General features: G+C 73.0%; 16 protein-coding genes and 1 riboswitch. Of the genes, 6 read left to right on the top strand and 10 right to left on the bottom strand.

All coding sequences use genetic code 11. The features are described from left to right. Positions 1–136: 136 nt before the first annotated feature. Together AB0P17_RS34800 and AB0P17_RS34805 are read right to left on the bottom strand one after the other, a co-directional pair. Positions 137–2032, bottom strand: a complete 1896-nt coding sequence (locus tag AB0P17_RS34800) for a thiamine pyrophosphate-binding protein (RefSeq protein ID WP_365817458.1) — start codon at positions 2030–2032, stop codon at positions 137–139. After that, positions 2029–4113, bottom strand: a complete 2085-nt coding sequence (locus tag AB0P17_RS34805) for an FAD-dependent oxidoreductase (RefSeq protein ID WP_365817460.1) — start codon at positions 4111–4113, stop codon at positions 2029–2031. The genes AB0P17_RS34800 and AB0P17_RS34805 overlap by 4 nt, the downstream gene beginning before the upstream one ends. 668 nt (positions 4114–4781) lie before the next feature. Between AB0P17_RS34805 and AB0P17_RS34810 the strand changes: the two genes are divergently transcribed. Together AB0P17_RS34810 and AB0P17_RS34815 are read left to right on the top strand one after the other, a co-directional pair. After that, positions 4782–5558 (top strand): hypothetical protein, encoded by a 777-nt coding sequence (locus AB0P17_RS34810; protein WP_365817462.1) that lies wholly within the window; start codon positions 4782–4784, stop codon positions 5556–5558. Positions 5559–5810: 252 nt separating this feature from the next. Continuing rightward, positions 5811–7145, top strand: a complete 1335-nt coding sequence (locus tag AB0P17_RS34815; RefSeq protein ID WP_365817464.1) for a geranylgeranyl reductase family protein — start codon at positions 5811–5813, stop codon at positions 7143–7145. Between the two features lie 18 nt (positions 7146–7163). Here the strand turns inward: AB0P17_RS34815 and AB0P17_RS34820 are convergent, their stop codons facing one another. From AB0P17_RS34820 to cobN, 7 genes are all read right to left on the bottom strand, one after another. Further along, positions 7164–8312 carry a winged helix DNA-binding domain-containing protein gene (locus AB0P17_RS34820; protein WP_365817466.1) on the bottom strand — a complete coding sequence of 383 codons (1149 nt, stop codon included), beginning with the start codon at positions 8310–8312 and terminating at the stop codon, positions 7164–7166. A 118-nt stretch (positions 8313–8430) separates the two neighbouring features. After that, positions 8431–9264: a GntR family transcriptional regulator gene (locus tag AB0P17_RS34825; protein ID WP_365817468.1), complete on the bottom strand. Its 834-nt coding sequence runs from the start codon at positions 9262–9264 to the stop codon at positions 8431–8433. Further along, positions 9261–9764: a UTRA domain-containing protein gene (locus AB0P17_RS34830; RefSeq protein ID WP_365817470.1), complete on the bottom strand. Its 504-nt coding sequence runs from the start codon at positions 9762–9764 to the stop codon at positions 9261–9263. Before AB0P17_RS34830 ends, AB0P17_RS34825 begins: the two co-directional genes overlap by 4 nt. Before the next feature lie 70 nt (positions 9765–9834). Then, entirely contained in the window at positions 9835–10218 is a 384-nt protein-coding gene (locus tag AB0P17_RS34835) for a hypothetical protein (RefSeq protein ID WP_365817472.1), read from the bottom strand. Beyond that, positions 10215–10496 (bottom strand): hypothetical protein, encoded by a 282-nt coding sequence (locus AB0P17_RS34840; RefSeq protein WP_365817474.1) that lies wholly within the window; start codon positions 10494–10496, stop codon positions 10215–10217. The genes AB0P17_RS34835 and AB0P17_RS34840 overlap by 4 nt, the downstream gene beginning before the upstream one ends. 96 nt (positions 10497–10592) lie before the next feature. Beyond that, a complete protein-coding gene (locus AB0P17_RS34845; RefSeq protein WP_365817476.1) occupies positions 10593–10799 on the bottom strand; it encodes a hypothetical protein in 207 nt (68 codons plus the stop codon). A gap of 1 nt (position 10800) precedes the next feature. Then, positions 10801–14478: a cobaltochelatase subunit CobN gene (gene cobN / locus AB0P17_RS34850; protein WP_365817478.1), complete on the bottom strand. Its 3678-nt coding sequence runs from the start codon at positions 14476–14478 to the stop codon at positions 10801–10803. Between the two features lie 55 nt (positions 14479–14533). Then, positions 14534–14612: riboswitch (cobalamin riboswitch) on the bottom strand. A gap of 133 nt (positions 14613–14745) precedes the next feature. Between cobN and cobG the strand changes: the two genes are divergently transcribed. From cobG to AB0P17_RS34865, 3 genes are read left to right on the top strand one after another with little or no spacing between them, the layout of a single operon-like run. Further along, positions 14746–16122, top strand: a complete 1377-nt coding sequence (gene cobG / locus AB0P17_RS34855; RefSeq protein ID WP_365817480.1) for a precorrin-3B synthase — start codon at positions 14746–14748, stop codon at positions 16120–16122. Further along, positions 16119–16760, top strand: coding sequence for a precorrin-8X methylmutase (locus AB0P17_RS34860; protein WP_365817482.1), 642 nt, complete (start codon positions 16119–16121; stop codon positions 16758–16760). The genes cobG and AB0P17_RS34860 overlap by 4 nt, the downstream gene beginning before the upstream one ends. Next, complete coding sequence (locus tag AB0P17_RS34865) at positions 16757–18469, top strand: precorrin-2 C(20)-methyltransferase (RefSeq protein WP_365817484.1); 1713 nt, start codon at positions 16757–16759, stop codon at positions 18467–18469. Before AB0P17_RS34860 ends, AB0P17_RS34865 begins: the two co-directional genes overlap by 4 nt. Here the strand turns inward: AB0P17_RS34865 and AB0P17_RS34870 are convergent. Continuing rightward, positions 18358–19200 carry a cobalt-precorrin-6A reductase gene (locus tag AB0P17_RS34870; protein ID WP_365817496.1) on the bottom strand — a complete coding sequence of 281 codons (843 nt, stop codon included), beginning with the start codon at positions 19198–19200 and terminating at the stop codon, positions 18358–18360. The two genes, AB0P17_RS34865 and AB0P17_RS34870, sit on opposite strands and share 112 nt — an antisense overlap. 17 nt (positions 19201–19217) lie before the next feature. Here AB0P17_RS34870 and AB0P17_RS34875 point away from each other — a divergent pair, with 17 nt between their 5' ends. Continuing rightward, complete coding sequence (locus AB0P17_RS34875) at positions 19218–20387, top strand: cobalt-precorrin-5B (C(1))-methyltransferase (protein WP_365817486.1); 1170 nt, start codon at positions 19218–19220, stop codon at positions 20385–20387. Positions 20388–20429 lie beyond the last annotated feature (42 nt).

Genomic DNA, 20429 nt, shown 5'->3' on the forward strand with positions numbered 1-20429 from the left:
GAATTCCCTGACAAGGCATTCCGGGATACCGCTCTCCTGGGATACTGCCCCTGCGCCCCCCCTTTCGCCTTCACCGTCGCGCTCCCGTACGAGCGCACCCGTACGAGCGCACCCGTACGACCGGCCCGTCGGCCCGTCAGCCCGTCGTCGCCGAGGGCTGCGGCACCTTGTACGCCATCGCCCGCGGGTAGTCGTGCCGCCGCAGCCGGACGCGGACCAGCAGGGGTCCCGCGTTGACGGGGTCGGCCGGGTCGGCGAGGCGGGCCAGCAGGTCGTCCAGTTCGGAGGCGTGGGCGATGCTGACGCCGGTCGCCGGGGTCTCCTTGCCCGCGAAGACGTCCGCGAGGCGGTCGTAGTGCCACGGGTGGAGGACGTTGTAGAAGTCCGGGCTGTCCAAGCTGTTCGGGCTGTCCGAGCCGGCCGGGCCGTCGGCGCCGTCCGGATCTCCGGAGCCCGGCTCCGCGTAGTAGGACGGACGCACCAGCATCTGCTCGATGCCGTAGAAGTGCCCGTTGTCCATGACGAACACCACCGACCGCAGCCCGAGTCTGGTGTGCGTGGAGATCTCCTGGCAGGTCTCCTGGAAGGCGCCGTCCCCGACGAACACCATCGGGCGGGCGTGCCCGCGCTCGGGGGCGAGCGCCGCGCCGGTGGCCGCGCCGACCGACCAGCCGATGGACAGCCAGCTGATCTGCGACAGGAAACCGCCCGCGGGCAGGGCCAGGTTCATCGAGCCGATGAGGGAGAAGGCGGCGTCGGAGACGACCGTCCACTTCTGCCGGGTCTCCTGGCCCAGGAAGTGGTTGATCCGGTCGAACAGGCCGTCGTAGGTGAGCCGTTCGGCGTGCCCGGACGGCGAGCCCGCGACGCGGAGCGAGGCGCGGTGGTGCTCCAGGTCGGCGGGCCGGTCCCGGGGCGCCCCGTGGTGGGCGTAGGCCTCGGCGTAGTAGTCGGCGTCCAGTCCCCCGGATCCGTAACGGTTCACCAGCGCGTCCTGGAGGGCGGACAGGAGCGGTTCGAGCTGGACGTCGGGGAAGTACGACGTACCGACGCTGACGCCGCCGTTCGCGGCCGTCACCCAGTCGTCGCCGATGTACTGCTCGCCGCCGAGGTTCTTCGACGTGGACCAGGCGCCGAGCCCGATCCGGCAGGTGGCCCACTCCTTGAAGATCCGGTGCACGTCCGGATGGCTGGCCTTTCCGTTGTAGACGCCGTGGAACTGCGGCAGGTCCTCCCCGACGACTGCCTTGGCGCCCACGGTGGTGCAGTACGGCACCCCGGTGGCCTGCACCAGGTCGGTGAGGCGCCCGCCGAGCCGGAACCGGTCGATCTCCTCGCCCGCCCAGACGATCGGGCGGGGCCTGCCGTCCGGACCGGGATGCGCCGCGACCAGGGCGAGGACCGCGTCCACGGCCCGGTCCAGCATCGGCTGGTCGCGCGCGCCGAACGGCCGTTCACGGGGGAGGATCGGTTGTTCGGGCTCGGGACAGGGCTCGTCCCACAGGTCCTCCATGACTTCCAGGTAGACCGGCCTGCGCTCGGAGAGGCACGCGGTGAGCGCGGCGTCGATCTGGCCGGCGGCGAGCCCCGGGTGGGAGATGACCCGCGCGTCCACGGTGACCTGCCGGTAGACGTCCAGGTTGCTCTCCGCGCGGGGGCTCATGTGCGAGGTGAGCATGCCGATGGCGCGGTAGTTCTGCCACTGCTCGTACGGCGGGGAGGCGTTGATCGCGACGAGCGGGATCCGCTCGACGTAGGCGCCGCCGCAGGCATTGAGCAGGTTGAACGCGCCGACGCTGTACGTGACCGCGGCCGCGCCGATGCCGTGGATACGGGCGTACGCGTCGGCGGCCTGGCCCGCGCCGCCCTCGGTGGGGGTGCCGACCCACTCGACGTCGCCCTCGGCGCGCAGGGCGGTCAGGAAAGGGCCGAGGTGGTTGCCGGGGACGCCGAACAGGTGGGTGATGCCCAACTCGGCGAGGCGCAGGGCGAGATAGCGGGCGACCGTGCACCGGGGGGTGGTCGCGGTCACGAGCCGCCCTCCGCGTCCGGGCCCGGGGTGGTGACCGGCGGGGCCTGGTGGACGTCGGTGGCGGCGCGCACGGCGCTCTCCAGGGCGCCCTCGATCCAGGCGTGCTTGAGGGAGGTGTGCTCCCCGGCGAAATGGACGGGACCCTCGGGCCGGGGGACGTCCAGATGGAAGCTGGTCATCTGGTGCGCGGTGTAGGTGGCGGCCTCACCGTAGGCGTACGGGTCGCGGGCCCAGCTCTTGGTGGCGCCCCGGCCGGTGAAGAACACCTCGATGCGCCGGCCGTGCAGGGCCTGGAGGTTGCGCAGGGCGTAGACGTAGCGCTCCGCGTTCGGCATGGAGTCCCAGCGCGTGGCGTCGTCGGACCAGCAGTACGCGGCGAGCACCACGCCGCCGGTGCTGCCCTCGACCCGGTGCGACGGGTAGTACATGAACCGGTTGGGGTTGTCGGCGGCGGAGCCCCCGCCGAAGCAGTGGGTGGCGGGGCGGACGGCGGGGCCGCGCAACGGCATGGTGCTGTCGAGCCGCCGCATCTCCTCGGTGACGCTGCTGTCCTTGACGGCGGCGCCGAGCAGTCCGGTGTCCGCCTCGACGGGCGTGCGGGCGGAGTCGGTGTCCTCGCCGGTGTCCGCGTGGGGATCCGGCCCGCTGTCCGCGCCGCTGTCTGCCCCGGCGGCCGTCCGGTAGTCCTCGTACGCGCCCGGCGCGAGGCTCTCCAGTTCATTGCGCCAGTCGTCCTCGGTGAACTCCCACCACCGGTGGCTGAACTCCAGCAGCACCTTGGTGGCCTGGTCGTAATGGGTCTCGATGACGGCGCGGCGCTTCTTGTACGACATCGAGGGGACGATCTCCACGAAGCGCAGGGCGGAGAACGGGATGGTGACGATCGCCAGGTCCCCGGTCCACAGCCGCGGCGGAGCGCCCGGGTCGTTCTCGGCGACGGTCTGTACGGCCACGCCCCATCCGTCCGGCCCGACGGCGCCGGTGCCCTCGGGGTCGGCGTCGCGGCTGGGGTCGTGGTATTCGAGGCGGATCATGCGGTGGCCGAGCCGTACCTCGTCGCGCAGCCCCTGGTACAGGGCGTGGGGCAGGCGCCAACTGCCGCCGGGTATCTCCCAGTAGCGCGCGCGGGGGTTGATGTCGCCGAGGCTCAGGAAGCTGTGGAAGAAGGAGAGGTGCAGCCGTGACGACATGTTCTCCAGCGTTCCGAGGGCCTCGACCGCCTCGTCGCTGAGCCCGGCGTAGTCGCGCAGGAAGCCGCCCATCGAGTAGCCGTCGAAGTCCTGGATCACCCGGGCCCAGCCCTCGACCCATTCGTCGAACGGCTTGTTGACGCGCTCCCCGTCGACCAGGTCGGAGTAGTAGTCGCGCACGCTCTCCAGCGCCCCGTCGACGGTCCTCACGACGGGCGCGCGGACCTCGTCGTCGGTGAGGTGGAAGCCCTCGTTGATCCGTTCGGGAGCGGTGGCGTACGCGCTGCGCCGTACCTGGACCCGGTTGGCGCGGATCCAGGAGTTGCCCACCTTGTCGGGTTCGCGGAAGTCGGGGCTGTCGTCGCCGTAACTCCAGGTCCGGCCGGTGAAGGAGGTGTACGTGACCGGGGGGACGGGGGTGTCGGGACCGCTGCCCGTGGCGGGGTCCACGTCCACGTTGTAGAACTGGCGGCGGCCGAGCCCGAGTTTGTCGACGAGGGCGAGGACGAGCGGGTGGAAGTCGGGCAGCCGCATGGCCCCGGCCTCGGCGTACTGGGCGGGGTCGTCGAAGGGCTGGTGGTGTTTGGTGGCGCGGACGGTCTTGATGCGTCCGCCGACGCGGCTCGCGTTGGCCTCGATGATGGTGACGTCGTGCCCGGCGTCCTTGAGCAGCCGGCCGGCGACGAGGCCGGTGATACCGGCGCCGACGACGAGGATCTTCTTGCGCGGGTGGCGGGTGGGGCCGAGGTGGCCCGTGTCGATCAGGGTGTGGAGATAGCCGAGTTTGAGGTCCTTGCCGTCCGGCCCGACGAGGAGGAGTTCGCGGGCGAGCTTGAGACACGTCTGCCAGCGCGCACGGGTGGCGGAGTTGTCGCGTGGGGTGTCGGTCATAGCTGACGATCGTAGATATGAAGAAACGGTTTCCCAGTTCCCCCGGAAGACAAAGTCCTAAAAGCGCCGATCGCATTGCCTGACGTAATTTCGACTTGCCCGCATTTCCCTTACGAGAACCTGAGTTTCGCCAGGGACGGAAGGGAACCGGGAACGAAGCCGAGGCAATCATTCCTCGCGGAATGGGAAAGTCCGGGGGCCTCGGCCGCGACAACCCCACCGGACTTTCCCATTCCACCACACCCCGAAGATCTGACCCGAAAATTCGTTCTCCCTCGCGCTGTAGGTTTTCGGCCGGGAGCATCCCGAATTCCCGACGAACTCCGCCACAGGCCACCGGCAGGGGACCCTCGCCAACGGCGACCTGTCCCGACTCGTCGAGGCGGCCTCGGCGGCACCCGGCAGGCGCTCGCGGCCGGCGCACCGGTCATCGTCGGGGGCGTCACCGAGGACAAGCCCGCCAACGCGGCACGGGTCGCGCACCACGCGGCCTCGGCACGATCGAGCACCTGGCCCTCGCCTGACCCTGGCCCGCCCCACGCCCACGGATGGCCTCGGTGCCCTGATCACGGCTGCCCTGATCACACGGTCAGGCTCTGTTCAGGTTCAGGGCTCTACTCTCGCCGCGTCGTCACCGGTACGGCCCGGATCCCGAGAGGAATACGCCTGTGAAGAAGCTCCCGCAGATCACTCTGGCCTTCTGGATCATGAAGATCGCCGCCACAACGCTCGGAGAGACTGGCGGCGATCTTCTCGCGCAGACGATGAACGTCGGGTACCTGGTGAGTTCGCTGATCCTCATCGGTCTGTTCTTCATCAGCCTGGTCATCCAACTGAAAGCGAAGACATTCCATCCGGTGCTCTACTGGACGGTCATCCTCTCGACCAGCACCGCCGGCACCACCATGTCGGACTTCATGAACCGCACGGCAGGTCTGGGCTACGCCACGGGTGCGATGGTCCTGATCACCGCGCTGGCCGCGGTGTTCGTGGTCTGGCGCCTGAGCGGTCTCACCTTCGATGTCACCCGCATCGGCAGTTTCAGCGGTGAGGTGCTGTACTGGACGGCGATTCTTTTCTCGAACACGCTCGGCACCTCCCTGGGTGACTTCCTCGCCGACAGTTCCGGACTCGGATACGCGGGCGGTGCCCTGTTGATCAGTGGCCTGCTGGCGCTGACCGTTCTCGCCAAATACCGCAGCCGGATCTCCGTCACCCTGCTGTTCTGGATCGCGTTCGTCCTCACCCGCCCCCTCGGCGCGACGGTGGGTGACTTCTTCAGCAAGCCCGTGGTCAAGGGCGGGCTGGGCTTCGGCACGATCGGCTCGTCCCTCGTCCTCCTCGCCGTGCTCGCGGCGCTCATCGGTCACACGATGCGCCGGCAGCGGAAGCAGGCGGCACTGGCCGACCGGGACAGTGAGGACCCGGTGGCCGCGACCGTCTGACCACGACCGTCTGACCGCCGCCGTCCGACCACCGCCGTCCGACCACCGCCGTCCGACCGCGTACGCCTCTCGAACACCTTTCCTTGACGCCTCCGGCCAGGACCACTCCGACCACGGGAAAGCGGGCACGTACAGCGAGAACGCGGCGGCCGGCCCCTCAGGCCGTGTTCCGCACCGGCTCGTCCTGACCCATGATGAGGTGCGGGGCGGTGGCCTCGGTGCGGCGGCGATGGTCCCAAGAGGGGGTTCCTGGTGAGTGAGTCGAGGGAGACGGACGCCGAGGTGATCGTGGTGGGCGCGGGGCCGGCCGGGTCGTCCGCCGCCTTTCACCTGGCCAAGGCGGGCGTCGATGTGCTGCTTCTGGAGAAGTCCCACTTCCCCCGGGAGAAGGTGTGCGGAGACGGTCTGACCCCCCGGGCGGTGCACCAGCTGATCCGGATGGGGATCGACATCAACGCCCCGGGGTGGATGCGGTCACGCGGTATGCGCTGGGTGGCCGGGAGCTTCCAGGTCCATATCGAATGGCCCGGCCTCGGGAGTTACCCCGATTTCGGTCTCTCGCGCAGCCGGCACGACTTCGACGACATCCTCGCCCAGCACGCGGCGGCCGCCGGAGCACGGCTGCTCAACGGTGTGAAGGTGACCCACCCGGTGCTCGATCGCTCCGGCCGTGTCACCGGGGTCAGCGGCGTCGGCGTGGCGGCCGGAGCAAAGAGGTCGAAGGAGGCGGAGAAAGCGAAGGGGGCGGAGGAGGCGACGGTCTACCGCGCGCCGATCGTCATCGCCGCCGACGGCGCCTCGGCCCGCCTCGCCCTCGCCCTGGGGCTGCAACGGGACAAGAACCGGCAGATCGCGACGGCCGCCCGTCGTTACTACCGCAGCCCGGAGCGTTCCCAGGAGGAGTATCTGGAGCTGTGGGCCGACCTCCGCTTTCCGGGGACGGACCGCTATCTGCCCGGATACGGCTGGATCTTCCCGATGGGCGACGGCAGGGTCAATGTCGGGCTCGGCGCGCTGCCGCACCGCCGGTACGGGAAGGTCGAGCTGCGCCCCGCCCTGGACCGGTGGCTGGCCCGCACCCCGCACGCGTGGGGACTGCGCGAGGAGAACGCCGAGGGCCCCGTGCGGAGCGCGGCGCTGCCCATGGGCTTCAACCGGCACCCCCTGTACACCCGGGGGCTCCTTCTGGTCGGCGACTCGGGCGGCATGATCAGCCCCTGGAACGGCGAGGGCATCGCCCAGGCGCTGGAGGCCGGCGAGGTCGCGGCCGGGAGCGCCGCACTCGCCCTGGCCCTTCCCCAGGGGCCGAAGCGGGAACGTATCCTGCTCAACTACCCGGTGGAGATGAACCGTCGCTGGGGGCGCTACTACCGCCTCGGCAACACCGCCGCCGACCTCGTCTTCAGCCGGTCGGGCTTCCAGCCGCTCCTCAACCGCTACGTTCTGGGCTCGCCGTTCCTGCTCAAGGCCCTGGCCCGGCTGCTCACCGACCTCACCGACAAGCCGTCGCGCGACACGATCGACCACCTGATCAATACGGCGGTCCGCCTCGTCCCGACGCCACCGGTCCGGCGCAGGGCCCGGTGACGGAGCCGGGCGGCCCGGTCAGCTCTTGACGATCACGCTCTCGACGCCCGGAAGTCCCTTGTCCCACCAGTGCCCGTAGCGCCGGTAGACGGCCGGATCGCGGCCGGCGAGCAGCGCGGAGAGCTTCTCCGCCTCCTCGGTCAGACCGCGCCACGCGGCCCTGTCGAGCCGGTGGAAGGCGGTCAGCTCCAGCCCGCCCGCGACCGCGCGCCACACTCCGGCCACCTGCCCGTCGACCAGCAGGCAGGGCAGCATGTCGCCGTTGCGCCGGACGACCAGTGGCCGGTACTCCGGGGGCAGCACCCGCCCGGGGACTGCGTGGGCCAGCAGCGTGCTGTCCCACATCGGCAGCAGCCTCGGCGGCGCCGGGGTGTCCTCGGCGGGCACGGTCGCTCCCGCCGCGTCGAACAGGGCGGCACGGCCCGGACCCGCCACCCGCACCACCTGGTCCCCGAGCGCGTCCAGCGCCTCCGTGATCACCGCGCGCCCCAGCAGGGTGAACCGGGCGAAGTCCTGGGCCGACGCGGGCCCGAACGCCCGCAGATAGCCGAGCAGCAGCCGCCGCGTCCCGGCCGCCGCGTCCGCTACGTCCGGTGGCGTGGCCCCGGGGGCCGAGGGGGAGGCGAGGTAGGCGTTCGGCAGGGTGAACGACCAGGGGCCGCCGGTCGGCGCGTGATGTATCGGCGCGTACGTGCGCAGCGCCCACCACACCCGGTGCGCGTGCTCGCCGAACCGCCCCGTGACCTCCTTCTCCACCTCGGCCCCGGTGCGGGGCCGCGCCAGGTACGCGGCCAGCCGCGGGAGCAGCTCGTCGGCGTCGGTATGGGTCAGGCCGGTCGAGGTGAAGCGCCGGTCGTGGAGCCGCGCCGACCGCAGGGTGCCGAGCATGGCGGCGTGGTACGGCGCGTGGTCCTCGGCGTGGACGGCGTGCAGCGTGATCCGCATGAGGGTCGCCTTCACGATCCGCCGCTCCGCGAACGCCGCGTCGAGATCCTCCGGCGCGAAGTCCCGCACGCGGTTCCACAGCGCCAGATACGGCGACGCGGCCGTCTGCGCCTGGATCGCGCACACCCGGCGGACGGCCTCCGCCACGTCGAGGCGCTTGCGTTCGAGCAGGAGCTGACGGTCCAGGGTGGCCAGGGCGAGCTGTCGGGCGGTAAGGCTCATGGCCGGATTATGCCGCCCCGCCTCACCCGTACGGCCGGACCGGCGGCCACGAGAGGACCGGCCGGAACGCCCCACCGTCTCGAACGCCCCGCGTCCGGCCAGCCGCTGCCGCACCGGCTCAAACGCCTGCGGAATCCGAGGTTCGCGCGGCAGCCCTATGCGGATCCGAAGTGAACTCGTACCGCAGCTCGTACAGATGTCCCGCCTTGACCATCACCGTGGCTTCGAGGACCCGTTCGTCGTCGCCGTACACCACACGCAGCGTCCGCAGCACCGGGAGATCCCCGGGCAGGCGGAGAACCTCGTACTGCTCCTGCGTGGGGACCCGGGCCGAGACATGGTCGACGGCGAGCCGGGGTGGATGGCCGAGTTCGGTGAGGAGAGTGGGCGTTCCACCCCAGATCCGGCGCCGTTCCATCAGTGCGGTGCCCTGGGCTATGTCCAGCGGGTAATAGGAGTGGACCAGTTCCACCGGTTCCTCGCCCAGAACGAGCACCTGACGGCGGACCAGCGCCGTACCGCCCTCGGGGAGCCGGAGCGCCACCGCCACGTCCGCGGGCGGTACGGCCTCGCCCACGTCGAGGAGTTGGCTGCGGGCTTCCCCGCCGGGTCCGTCGCGTTCGGTGATCTCGGCGAGCCAGGGATACGGGTCCTCGGCGCCGGCCACAGCGAGGGACGCGGCGGGGCGGACGGTCCGCTGCCGGTGTTCCCGTACGGTCACGGCCGCCCCCGGCCGGCCGACAACCAGCCTTTCGTCCTTGAGGAGTTGCAGCGCCTTCTGCACCGTGGCGTTCGAGGCGCCGAATCTCTCTTTCAGCCGCACGGTGGACGGCAGGCTGGCTCCCGGCGCGAGTCCACCGGCCATGATCTCGTCCCGCAGGTCAGCGGCGATCCGCTCGTGCAGGGACCGGCGGTCGTGGGCGTTCTCTTCGGTCCGGTCCACGGTCGTCATCCGATCCTGATCTCGTAGCGCAGCCGTTGACGGTGTGCGGGCATGGTCATCCGATCCACCTGGATGGGGCGGTCCTCACGGTCGAAAGTGACCCGGGTCAGGCAGAGTACGGGCCGGCCCTCCTCAATACCGAGGGCCTCACCCTCTCCCCGGTCGGGTATTCGGGCAGTCACATCTTCCTGGACCCGGACCCCGATGTGCCCCAACTCGGCGAGCAGAGTGACCGCCCCACCGGGGATCTTCGCCGTTCCGGCGAGCCGGGTGCCGCGCGCGATGGACGCCGGGTAGTACGTGTTGGTCAGCTCGCACGGCTGGTTCTCCAGGTACATCACCCGCCTCCGGACCACGACAGCGTCTCCCACGGAGATCCCGAGCAGTCCGGCCACCTCGTCCTCCGCCTGGATCTCATCCGCTCCGACGATCCGCTGACCGCCCCGACGCCCCCGCGCGGCCAGTTCCGCGCCCCACGCGTCGGGCCTGCCCGCGCCCGGCGGTGTCACGGGTGACCGCCCTGCGCGGCACCGTCGTCACCGACCTGCCCGGGACCCGTCGTCCGGCCCCGTCCGGGGTTCAGATCGCGTCGGGGTCGATCGGGTCGATGCCGGTGCCCTCGTACAGCTCCGGGCGTACGGACAGTACGGTCCGGCCCACGGGCCATTCCGCCGATGGTTTGGCCAGATGGACGGCGTGCGCGATCCGCCAGTCGGCTCCGCCGCCGACCAGCGCGCCCGCGTCGAGCCCGGCCGTCAGATCGAGGGATTCGACCTCAAGGCCGGGCAGGCTCGCCACGTGCTCGCCGACGCCCTTGCGGTCGGATTCCGCCGCCAGCAGGCACAGCGAGGGGACGTGACCGAGCGCCCGCCCCTCGGCCGCCGCCACCACGAGCCAGGACAGCTTCCGATGACCCGCGCCCAGCGCGAGCAGAGCGGTGTGGTCGAGGAGGAAGGGGATCACGCAGCGGCCCCACGATGCCGCCCCGAGCGGGCCTCGATGGCGCTCAGCAGGCGCTGACCGCTCTCCTCGTCGGACGCGGTGAGTTCGACGCCCATGTGGTCACGGAGGTACGCACGCGCCCTTTCGCCGCGCTCCGCGAGCTCCGCGCTGGTGAACCGCTCCGCGGCAAGTTCCTCCACCAGGCCGCGGATGGTCGTGCCCTGCTCGCTCGCCAGCAGGCCCAGCCGCGCCCTGGCCGCCTTGGACACCTTGATGCTCGTGTCGTCATCACCGCTCATACCGTCGACTCTACTCGCGGTAGAACCACTGTGCGGCGTAACGGGCCGTTCCTGGCGCCCGTACTCCCGTTCCCGCCGTCCCCCGGAAAACGGCCGTCAGACGGCGGCACCCGGGCGACCGCCCGGTCCGTTCGGGCCGTCGGCGCCGTGGACGAGGTCCATCGCCGCGCGCACCTCGCGCCGCTCCTCCTCGGTCAGGGCGCCGTCGGCGGACCCCGGCAGCGGCGGGAGCGCCGCCGCTGCCTCCTCCGCCTCGGCGATCAGGGCATCGATCGCGGCGAACTGCGCCTCCGTGACCCGCACCTCAGCCGTCCTCGCCTTCCGGTTCCCCCTCAAGCTCCCCCTCCGTCTCCAGGAACACCGCGCGCAGCGCCGCCAGCACCTCCGGGTCCGGCTTCTCCCACATGCCGCGTGACTCCGCCTCCAGCAGCCGCTCCGCGATGCCGTGCAACGCCCACGGGTTGGCCTCCTGGAGGAACTGGCGGTTCTCCGGGTCCAGGACATACGTCTCGGTCAGCTTGTCGTACATCCAGTCGGCCACGACGCCCGTCGTCGCGTCGTAGCCGAAGAGGTAGTCGACCGTCGCGGCCAGCTCGAACGCGCCCTTGTAGCCGTGGCGGCGCATCGCCTCGATCCAGCGCGGGTTGACCACGCGGGCGCGGAAGACGCGGGAGGTCTCCTCGACCAGGGTGCGGGTGCGGACCGTCTCCGGGCGGGTCGAGTCGCCGATGTACGCCTCGGGGGCCGTGCCCTTCAGCGCGCGTACGGTGGCGACCATGCCGCCGTGGTACTGGAAGTAGTCGTCCGAGTCCGCGATGTCGTGCTCGCGCGTGTCGGTGTTCTTGGCGGCCACCGCGATCCGCTTGTACGCGGTCTCCATCTCGCCGCGCGCCGGGCGCCCGTCGAGTTCGCGGCCGTACGCGTAGCCGCCCCACACCGTGTAGACCTCGGCGAGGTCCGCGTCCGTACGCCAGTCGCGGCTGTCGATGAGCTGGAGGATGCCCGCGCCGTACGTACCGGGCCGGGAGCCGAAGATACGGGTCGTGGCGCGCCGTTCGTCGCCGTGTTCCGCCAGGTCGGCCTGGGCGTGGGCGCGGACGAAGTTGGACTCGGCCGGTTCGTCCAGCGCGGCGACCAGGCGTACGGCGTCGTCCAGCAGCCCGATCGCGTGCGGGAACGCGTCGCGGAAGAAGCCGCTGATGCGCAGGGTGACGTCGATACGGGGCCGGTTCAGTTCCGCCAGGGGGACCGGTTCCAGGCCGGTGACCCGGCGGGAGGCGTCGTCCCACACCGGCCGGACGCCCAGCAGCGCCAGCGCCTCCGCGATGTCGTCGCCCGAGGTGCGCATCGCGCTCGTCCCCCAGAGGGAGAGCCCGACCGAGGTCGGCCAGTCGCCGTTGTCGGTGCGGTAGCGGGTGAGGAGCGAGTCCGCGAGGGCCTGCCCGGTCTCCCAGGCGAGCCGGCTCGGCACGGCCTTCGGGTCGACGGAGTAGAAGTTGCGGCCGGTCGGCAGGACGTTGACCAGACCGCGCAGCGGCGATCCCGACGGGCCCGCCGGGACGAAGCCGCCGCTCAGGGCGTGCACGACGTGCTCGATCTCGTCGTCCGTGCCGGCCAGGCGCGGAACGACCTCGCGGGCCGCGAAGGTGAGGATGTCCGCCACGGCTCCGGGCAGACCGGCGGCCACGGAAGGCACCGCCGCCGGGTCCCAGTCCGCGTCCTCCATCGCCTGGACGAGCGTGCGGGCCCGCTCCTCCGCGTCGTCGGCGGCGGTGCGGGTGGCGGCCGACTCGTCGAGGCCGAGGGCCTCGCGCAGGCCGGGCAGCGACGACGTACCGCCCCAGATCTGCCGGGCGCGGAGGATCGCGAGGACGAGGTTGACGCGCGCCTCGCCGGTCGGGGCGGAGCCGAGGACATGCAGCCCGTCGCGGATCTGCGCGTCCTTGACCTCGCAGAGCCAGCCGTCGACATGGAGCAGGAAGTCGTCGAACCCGTCGTCGTCCGGGCGCGCTTCGAGCCCGAGGTCGTGGTCGAGCTTGGCGGCCTGGATCAGCGTCCAGATCTGCGCGCGGATCGCCGGCAGCTTCGCCGGGTCCATCGAGGAGATCGCCGCGTACTCGTCGAGCAGCTGCTCCAGGCGCGCGATGTCGCCGTACGACTCGGCGCGCGCCATCGGCGGTACGAGGTGGTCCACCAGCGTGGCGTGCACGCGCCGCTTCGCCTGCGTCCCCTCGCCCGGGTCGTTGACGAGGAACGGGTAGATCAGCGGCAGGTCACCGAGCGCGGCGTCCGGCGCGCAGGAGGCGGACATCCCGGCGTTCTTGCCGGGCAGCCACTCCAGGTTGCCGTGCTTGCCCAGGTGGATCATGGCGTCGGCGCCGAACCCGCCGTCGTGGCGGGACGCCTGGATCCAGCGGTACGCGGCCAAGTAGTGGTGCGAGGGCGGCAGATCGGGGTCGTGGTAGATCGCGATCGGGTTCTCGCCGAAGCCGCGCGGCGGCTGGATGAGGATCAGCAGATTGCCGCGCCGCAGCGCGGCGAGCACGATGTCGCCGTCCGGGTCGCCGCCCGCGCCGACCCGGCTGCGGTCGAGGAACATCTCGCCGGGCGGCGGCCCCCAGTGCCGCTCGACGGAGGCGCGCAGACCGGCGGGGAGCTCCGCGTACCAGCGCCGGTAGTCGGCCGCCGGGATACGGACGGGGTTACGGGCGAGCTGCTCCTCGGTGAGCCATTCCTGGTCGTGGCCGCCCGCGTCGATGAGCGCGCGGATCAGCTCGTCGCCGTCGCCGGACTCCAGCCCGGGCACGGGCTCGTCCGGCTCCGTACCGAAGTCGTACCCGTCGGCCTCCAGCCGGCGCAGCAGCGCGACGGCGCTGGCCGGGGTGTCGAGCCCGACGGCGTTGCCGATGCGGGAGTGCTTGGTGGGGTACGCGGAGAGGACCAGCGCCACGCGCTTCTCGGCGTTCGTACGGAACGCGAGCGAGGCGTGGCGCACGGCGATCCCGGCGACGCGCGCGGCCCGCTCGGGGTCGGGTACGTACGCGGGCAGCCCGTCCTCGTCGATCTCCTTGAAGGAGAACGGGACGGTGATCAGGCGCCCGTCGAACTCCGGTACGGCGACCTGCGAGGCGGCGTCCAGCGGCGTCAGCCCCTCGTCGCTCTCCTCCCAGGCGGCGCGGCTGCTGGTGAGGCAGAGCGCTTGCAGGATCGGTACGTCGAGCGCGGCGAGCGCGCCCGCGTCCCACGCCTCGTCGTCGCCGCCGGCCGACGCCTGGGCGGGCTTGGTGCCTCCGGCGGCGAGCACGGTGGTGACGATCGCGTCGGCCTCGCCCAGGGCTGCCAGCAGTTCGGGTTCGGGCGCGCGCAGGGACGAGACGAAGAGGGGGAGGGGCCGGGCTCCGGCGTCCTCGACGGCCGAGCACAGGGTCTCCACGAAGGCGGTGTTGCCGCTCATGTGGTGGGCTCGGTAGTAGAGCACGGCGACGGTCGGAGCCACCTCCGCCACCGAATGGCCGGGCCGGCCGAAGCGCGGCGGCCTGGCCTTGCGCTCCAGCCGGCCCCAGGTGGGCGCGGCGGCGGGCGGTTCGAAGCCGTGGCCGGTCAGCAGGACGGTGTCGGAGAGGAACCGCGCGAGCTGCTCCAGGTTGGCGGGCCCGCCGTGGGCGAGGTAGGCGTGCGCCTCGGCGGCGATCCCGATGGGGACGGTGGACGCCTCCATGAGCTGTGCGTCGGGCGCCTGTTCACCGGTGAGGACCACGACCGGGACGTCTCGGGCGAGGAGCGCGTCGATGCCGTCCTGCCAGGCGCGCAGCCCGCCGAGGAGGCGTACGACGACGAGGTCGGCGCCGTCCAGCAGTGCGGGCAGTTCGTCGAGCGCGAGCCGGGCGGGGTTGGCGAACCGGTACGGGACCGGGCCCCCCGCCGCGTTGGCGGCACGGGCGCTGAGCAGATCGGTGTCGGACGTCGACAGGAGCAGCAGCATGCGGCGTCTGGCCTTCCTCGGGGTCCGCGCCCCGGGCGGGTGTGGAGGACGGCGGGAGTTCCTGGCTCACCCGGCGGCCGGAGCTGCCGGGTTCACAGTGGCGGGACCGCGCCGGGTTCGCACCGGGCTTCCTCCCCATGACGCCGTCACTGGCGTGCGGCGGGCTGACGGGCCCGCCGTCTGCATAGTAAGTGCTGAGGTCACGGGCGGGGAGGGCGCCCGGACGAGTGGGTCCGTGGCGAGGACCACGTGGGTATGCTCGCGGCCATGCCGCCCACCTCGCCAACACCCGTGAACCGGGACGAAGCCACCGCGCGCGCTCCGTCCCCGGGCGCGGTGCGCGATGCCGTACGGGCACGGAGTGACGCCTGCCCCGGCGCGCTGCGGCTGCACGCCGCCGACGACGGGGCGCTGGCCAGACTCCGGCTGCCCGCAGGGGTGTTGACGCACCGTCAGGCACAGGTCCTGGCGGACGCGGCAGAGCGCCTGGGAGACGGCCATCTGGACCTCACGTCCCGGGGCAACGTGCAGCTCCGGGGGCTGGACGCGGGCTGCGGCGGGGAGCTGGCGGCGCTGCTGCACGGGGCGGACCTGCTGCCGTCGGAGGCGCACGAGCGGGTACGGAACATCGTCGCCTCGCCACTGGCCGGCCTCGACGGACTCGGCGCGGGGGACGTCCAGTTGTGGGCCCGGCGGCTGGACGAGCTGCTGTGCGCGAGCGACGCGGCGACGGGGCTCTCCGGGCGCTTCCTCTTCGCGCTGGACGACGGCCGGGGCGATGTGGCCGCGCTGGGCGCGGATGTGACGTTGCTCGCACGGCGGGACGGCACGGTGACGGTACGGACCGGGGCGAACCATCCTGCCGTACGGGTCCCGGACGTACGGGTCCCGGACGTACGGGTCCCGGCCGCCGACGCCCCGCGCGCGGCCCTGCTGGCGGCGGAGGTCTTCCTCACCGTGGCGGGCGCGAGCGGCACGGGCGCCTGGCGCGTGCAGGACCTGCCGGCCGAGTCCGCGCGGGGGCTGACGGCGGCGGTGACGGAGCGCCTGACGGCGGCCGGGATCCCGGTCCTGCCGGGGGACGCGGGCTCGGACGCGGCGGCCCCCGGCCCGGCCCCCACTCCGGCCCCCACCCCTGCCCCCGGGCCGATCCCCTCCCCCGACGGAACGGTGGCGCTCTCCGCGTACCCCCGGCTCGGCAGGCTGAGCGTGGCCCAGTGGCGGCTCCTGCTCACCGAGGACCGTGGCCTGCGGCTGACGCCCTGGCGCGGGGTGATCGTCCCCGGCCTGGCTCCCGCGGCCGCCGCCGGTCTCCTCGGGCACCTCCGTACCGCCGGACTGGTCACCGATCCCGGCTCGCCCTGGCTCGGCGTCGGCGCCTGCACCGGGCGGCCGGGGTGCGCCAAGGCGCTCGCCGACGTACGGGCCGACGCCGCGGCGGCCGTGGCCGAAGCCGCCGCCCCGGGCGTGGACGGGAACGGCCTGCCCGTGTACTGGTCGGGATGCGCGCGGCGGTGCGGTCGTCCGCGGGGCGACCATGTGGACCGGGTCGCGACCGGGGAGGGCCGCTACACCGTCTCCGTGCACCGGCACGACAACGGTCCAAACGCAGACAACGCAGACAACGCAGCCGTGACGAGATGAGCGGAACCACAGTGTTCGACTACGAGAAGGACGGCGCGGCGATATACCGCCAGTCGTTCGCCACGATCCGCGCCGAGGCGGACCTCGCCGGGCTGCCCGCCGATGTCTCCCAGGTCGCGGTGCGGATGATCCACGCCTGCGGCATGGTCGACCTCGTGCGCGACCTGGCCTTCACCCCCGGTGTGGTGGCCCGCGCCCGCGCGGCGCTGCGCGCGGGCGCGCCGATCCTGTGCGACGTGCAGATGGTCGCGAGCGGGGTCACGCGCAAGCGGCTGCCCGCCGGCAACGACGTGCTCTGCACGCTCTCCGACCCCGCCGTGCCCGCCCTCGCCGCCGAGTTGGGGACGACGCGCAGCGCCGCCGCGCTGGAGCTGTGGCGGGACCGGCTGGACGGCGCGGTCGTCGCCGTCGGCAACGCGCCGACCGCGCTCTTCCGGCTGCTGGAGATGGTCGAGGCGGGCGCACCGCGCCCGGCGGCCGTCATCGGCGTCCCGGTCGGCTTCATCGGCGCGGCCGAGTCCAAGGACGCGCTGGCCGGCCACCCCGCCGGCCTGGAACACCTGGTCGTACGGGGACGGCGCGGCGGCAGCGCCCTCGCGGCGGCGGCCATCAACGCGATCGCGAGCGAAGTGGAATGACCGAGAACACCACGGCCACGACGGACCCGTCCGACGCGACGGACACGGCCGACGCGACGGACGAGACCGGTGGCCTCCGCACCGGCCGGCTGTACGGCGTCGGCCTCGGCCCCGGCGACCCGTCCCTGATGACCGTACGGGCGGTCCAGGTCATCGCCGAGGCGGACGTGATCGCGTACCACAGCGCCCGCCACGGCCGCTCCATCGCGCGCTCCATAGCCGCCGCGCACCTGCGCGCGGACCACATCGAGGAGCCGCTGGTCTACCCGGTCACCACCGGCACCACCGACCATCCCGGCGGCTACCAGGGCGCGATGGACGAGTTCTACACGGAGTCCGCCGCCCGGCTCGCCGCCCATCTCGACGCGGGGCGCACCGTCGCGGTGCTCGCGGAGGGCGATCCGCTCTTCTACGGCTCGTACATGCACATGCACAAACGGCTCGCCGACCGTTATCCGACCGAGGTCGTCCCCGGAGTGACCTCGGTGAGCGCCGCCGCCGCGCGGCTCGGCACCCCGCTCGTCGAGGGCGAGGAGGTGCTGACGGTCCTGCCGGGCACCCTGCCCGAGGAGGAGCTGACGGCCCGGCTGGCCTCGGCGGACTCGGCGGTGGTGATGAAGCTGGGCAGGACGTTCCCGACGGTACGGCGAGCGGTCGAGCGGGCGGGGCGGCTGGCGGACGCGCGGTACGTGGAGCGCGCGACGATGAGCGGGGAGCGTACGGGCGCACTGGCGGACACGGACCCGGACTCGGTGCCGTACTTCTCGGTGGCGGTGCTGCCGAGCCGCGTGGCCGCGACGCGGTCCCCGGCACCTTCGCCGGCGGCACCCGGCTCGGGCTCCGGCTCCGGTGAGGTCGTGGTGGTGGGCACGGGCCCGGCGGGTCCGCTGTGGCTCACGCCCGAGACGCGCGGCGCGCTGGCCGCCGCCGAGGATCTGGTCGGCTACACCACCTATCTGGACCGGGTGCCGGTCCGCCCCGGCCAGCGGCGGCACGGCTCCGACAACAAGGTGGAGTCCGAGCGCGCCGAGTTCGCCCTGGACCTGGCGCGGCGGGGCCGCCGCGTGGCCGTCGTCTCCGGCGGTGACCCGGGGGTCTTCGCGATGGCCACGGCCGTTCTGGAGGCCGCGTCGGCCGACCCGTACCGGGAGATACCCGTACGGGTCCTCCCGGGCGTGACCGCCGCCAACGCCGCCGCCGCGCGCGCCGGTGCGCCCCTCGGTCACGACTACGCCGTGCTCTCGCTCTCCGACCGCCTCAAGCCGTGGGAGGTCATCGCGGAACGGCTGCGCGCGGCGGCCCGCGCGGACCTGGTGCTGGCGCTCTACAACCCGGGCTCCCGCAGCCGCGACTGGCAGGTCGGCAAGGCCCGCGAGCTGCTGCTGGAGCACCGCGCCCCGGACACCCCAGTCGTGCTCGGACGCGATGTGGGCGGGCCGGAGGAGAGCGTGCGGATCGTACGGCTGGCGGAACTCGACCCGGCGCAGGTGGACATGCGGACGATCCTGATCGTCGGTTCGTCGCAGACGGTGACCGTACGGCGAGGGGGAAGCGACGGAGACGGCGGCGGCGAGGAGATCGTCTGGACCCCGCGCCGCTACCCGGAGCCTTCTCCGTCCCACGCGCCGTCTCCGTCTCCGTCTCCGTCTCCAGCTCCATCTCCGGAGCCGTTCCCGACCGCTGATTCGCCCGCCCCCTCCGAGAGGTGAGCCACCCACGCCGCCGCGTCCTCGGCGGTCTCCACGACGGTCACCCCCGACGGCACGGGCGGCCGCCGCACGACCACGACCGGAATCCCCGCCTCCCGGGCGGCGGTGAGCTTGGGCGCGGTCGCCGCGCCGCCGCTGTCCTTGGTCACGACGACGTCGATGCGGTGCCGCCGGAGCAGCTCGCGCTCCCCGTCGAGCGTGAAGGGCCCCCGGTCGAGCAGGGTCTCGGTGCGGGCCGGGTACGGCGGTTCGGGCGCGTCCACGGACCGTACGAGGAACCAGTGGCGGTCGAGTTCCGGGCCCACGAAGGCGGCGAGCCCCATCCGCCCGGTGGTGAGGAAGACCCTGCGGGCGCCGCCGAGCCCGCGCAGCGCCTCGGCGGCGCCGGCCAGCGCCCCGACCGTACGCCAGTCGTCGCCGGGCACGGGCACCCAGGAGGGGCGGCGCAGCGCCAGCAGGGGGACGGCGGCGGTGGCGGCGGCGAGGGCCGCGTTCCGGCTGATGGCCGCGGCGAAGGGATGGGTGGCGTCGATGAGCGCGTCCACCCGGTCCTCGCGCAGCCGGCGCGCCAGCCCGTCCGCCCCGCCGAACCCGCCGACGCGCACCTCCCCCGGCGGCAGCACGGGCCGCGCGACGCGCCCGGCGAGGGACGTCGTCACGCGCAGCCGCGGGTGGAGCAGTTCCGCGAGGCGGCGCGACTCGGTGGTCCCGCCGAGGATCAGCACGTGCAAGGGCAACGGTTCTCTCCATGACGGACGGCGGTACGGATACGACTACGGGCGCGGGCGCGGGTGGGGGCGGCCGCGACGCCCAACTCAAGCACACCGGTCTGCGGCCCGGCTGGACCACCGGTGCCTGCGCGACGGCGGCGACGACGGCCGCGTACACCGCCCTGCTGACCGGCGGCTTCCCCGACCCGGTGACGGTCACGCTGCCGAAGGGGCAGACCCCGGCGTTCGCGCTGGCGACGGAGGAGCTGTCCGGCGGGGCGGCCATGGCGGGCGTGGTCAAGGACGCGGGCGACGATCCGGATGTCACGCACGGCGCGCTGGTCCGCGCCACGGTGCGGCTGCTGCCGCCGGGCGCGGGCGTCGTCTTCCGGGCGGGCCCCGGCGTGGGGACGGTGACGCGTCCCGGGCTGCCCCTGGAGGTCGGCGAACCGGCCATCAACCCGGTCCCGCGTCAGCTGATGCGGGACCATGTGGCGGAGGTGGCGCGGCGGTACGGCGGCACGGGCGACGTGGAGATCACGGTCGCGGTGGACGACGGCGAGGAGATCGCCCGGTCGACCTGGAACCCGCGCCTGGGCATCCTGGGCGGCCTGTCCGTCCTCGGCACGACGGGGGTGGTCGTCCCGTACTCCTGCTCGGCGTGGATCGACTCGATCCGGCGGGGTGTGGACGTGGCGCGCGCGGCGGGACGCCGGCACGTGGCGGGGTGCACGGGCTCGACCTCGGAGAAGACGGTCCGCGCCGTGCACGGGCTGCCGGAGGACGCGCTGCTGGACATGGGCGACTTCGCGGGGGCGGTCCTCAAGTACATCCGCCGTCACCCGGTGGACCGCCTCACGCTCTGCGGGGGCTTCGCGAAGCTCTCGAAACTGGCGGCGGGCCACCTCGACCTGCACTCGGGGCGCTCCCAGGTGAACAAGGCGTTCCTGGCGGAACTGGCCTCGGCGGCAGGCGCGGACGCGGCACTGGCGGCCCGGGTCGCGGAGTCCAACACGGGCCTGGAGGCGCTGCGCCTGTGCGAGGCGGCGGGTGTGGCGCTGGGCGACGCGGTGGCGGTACGGGCCAGGGCGGAGGCGCTGGCGGTGCTGCGGGGGGCGCCGGTGGCGGTGGACGTGATCTGCGTCGACCGGGCGGGGGCGGTGGTGGGACGCAGCGAGCCGAGCACCGGGGGCGAGGGGCCCGCGTAGGCCCGCGACACGGTGTAGGCCCGCGGGACGTCTCGTAGGCCC

The organism is Streptomyces sp. NPDC088124 (genome assembly GCF_040685895.1).
GTDB lineage: Bacteria > Actinomycetota > Actinomycetes > Streptomycetales > Streptomycetaceae > Streptomyces.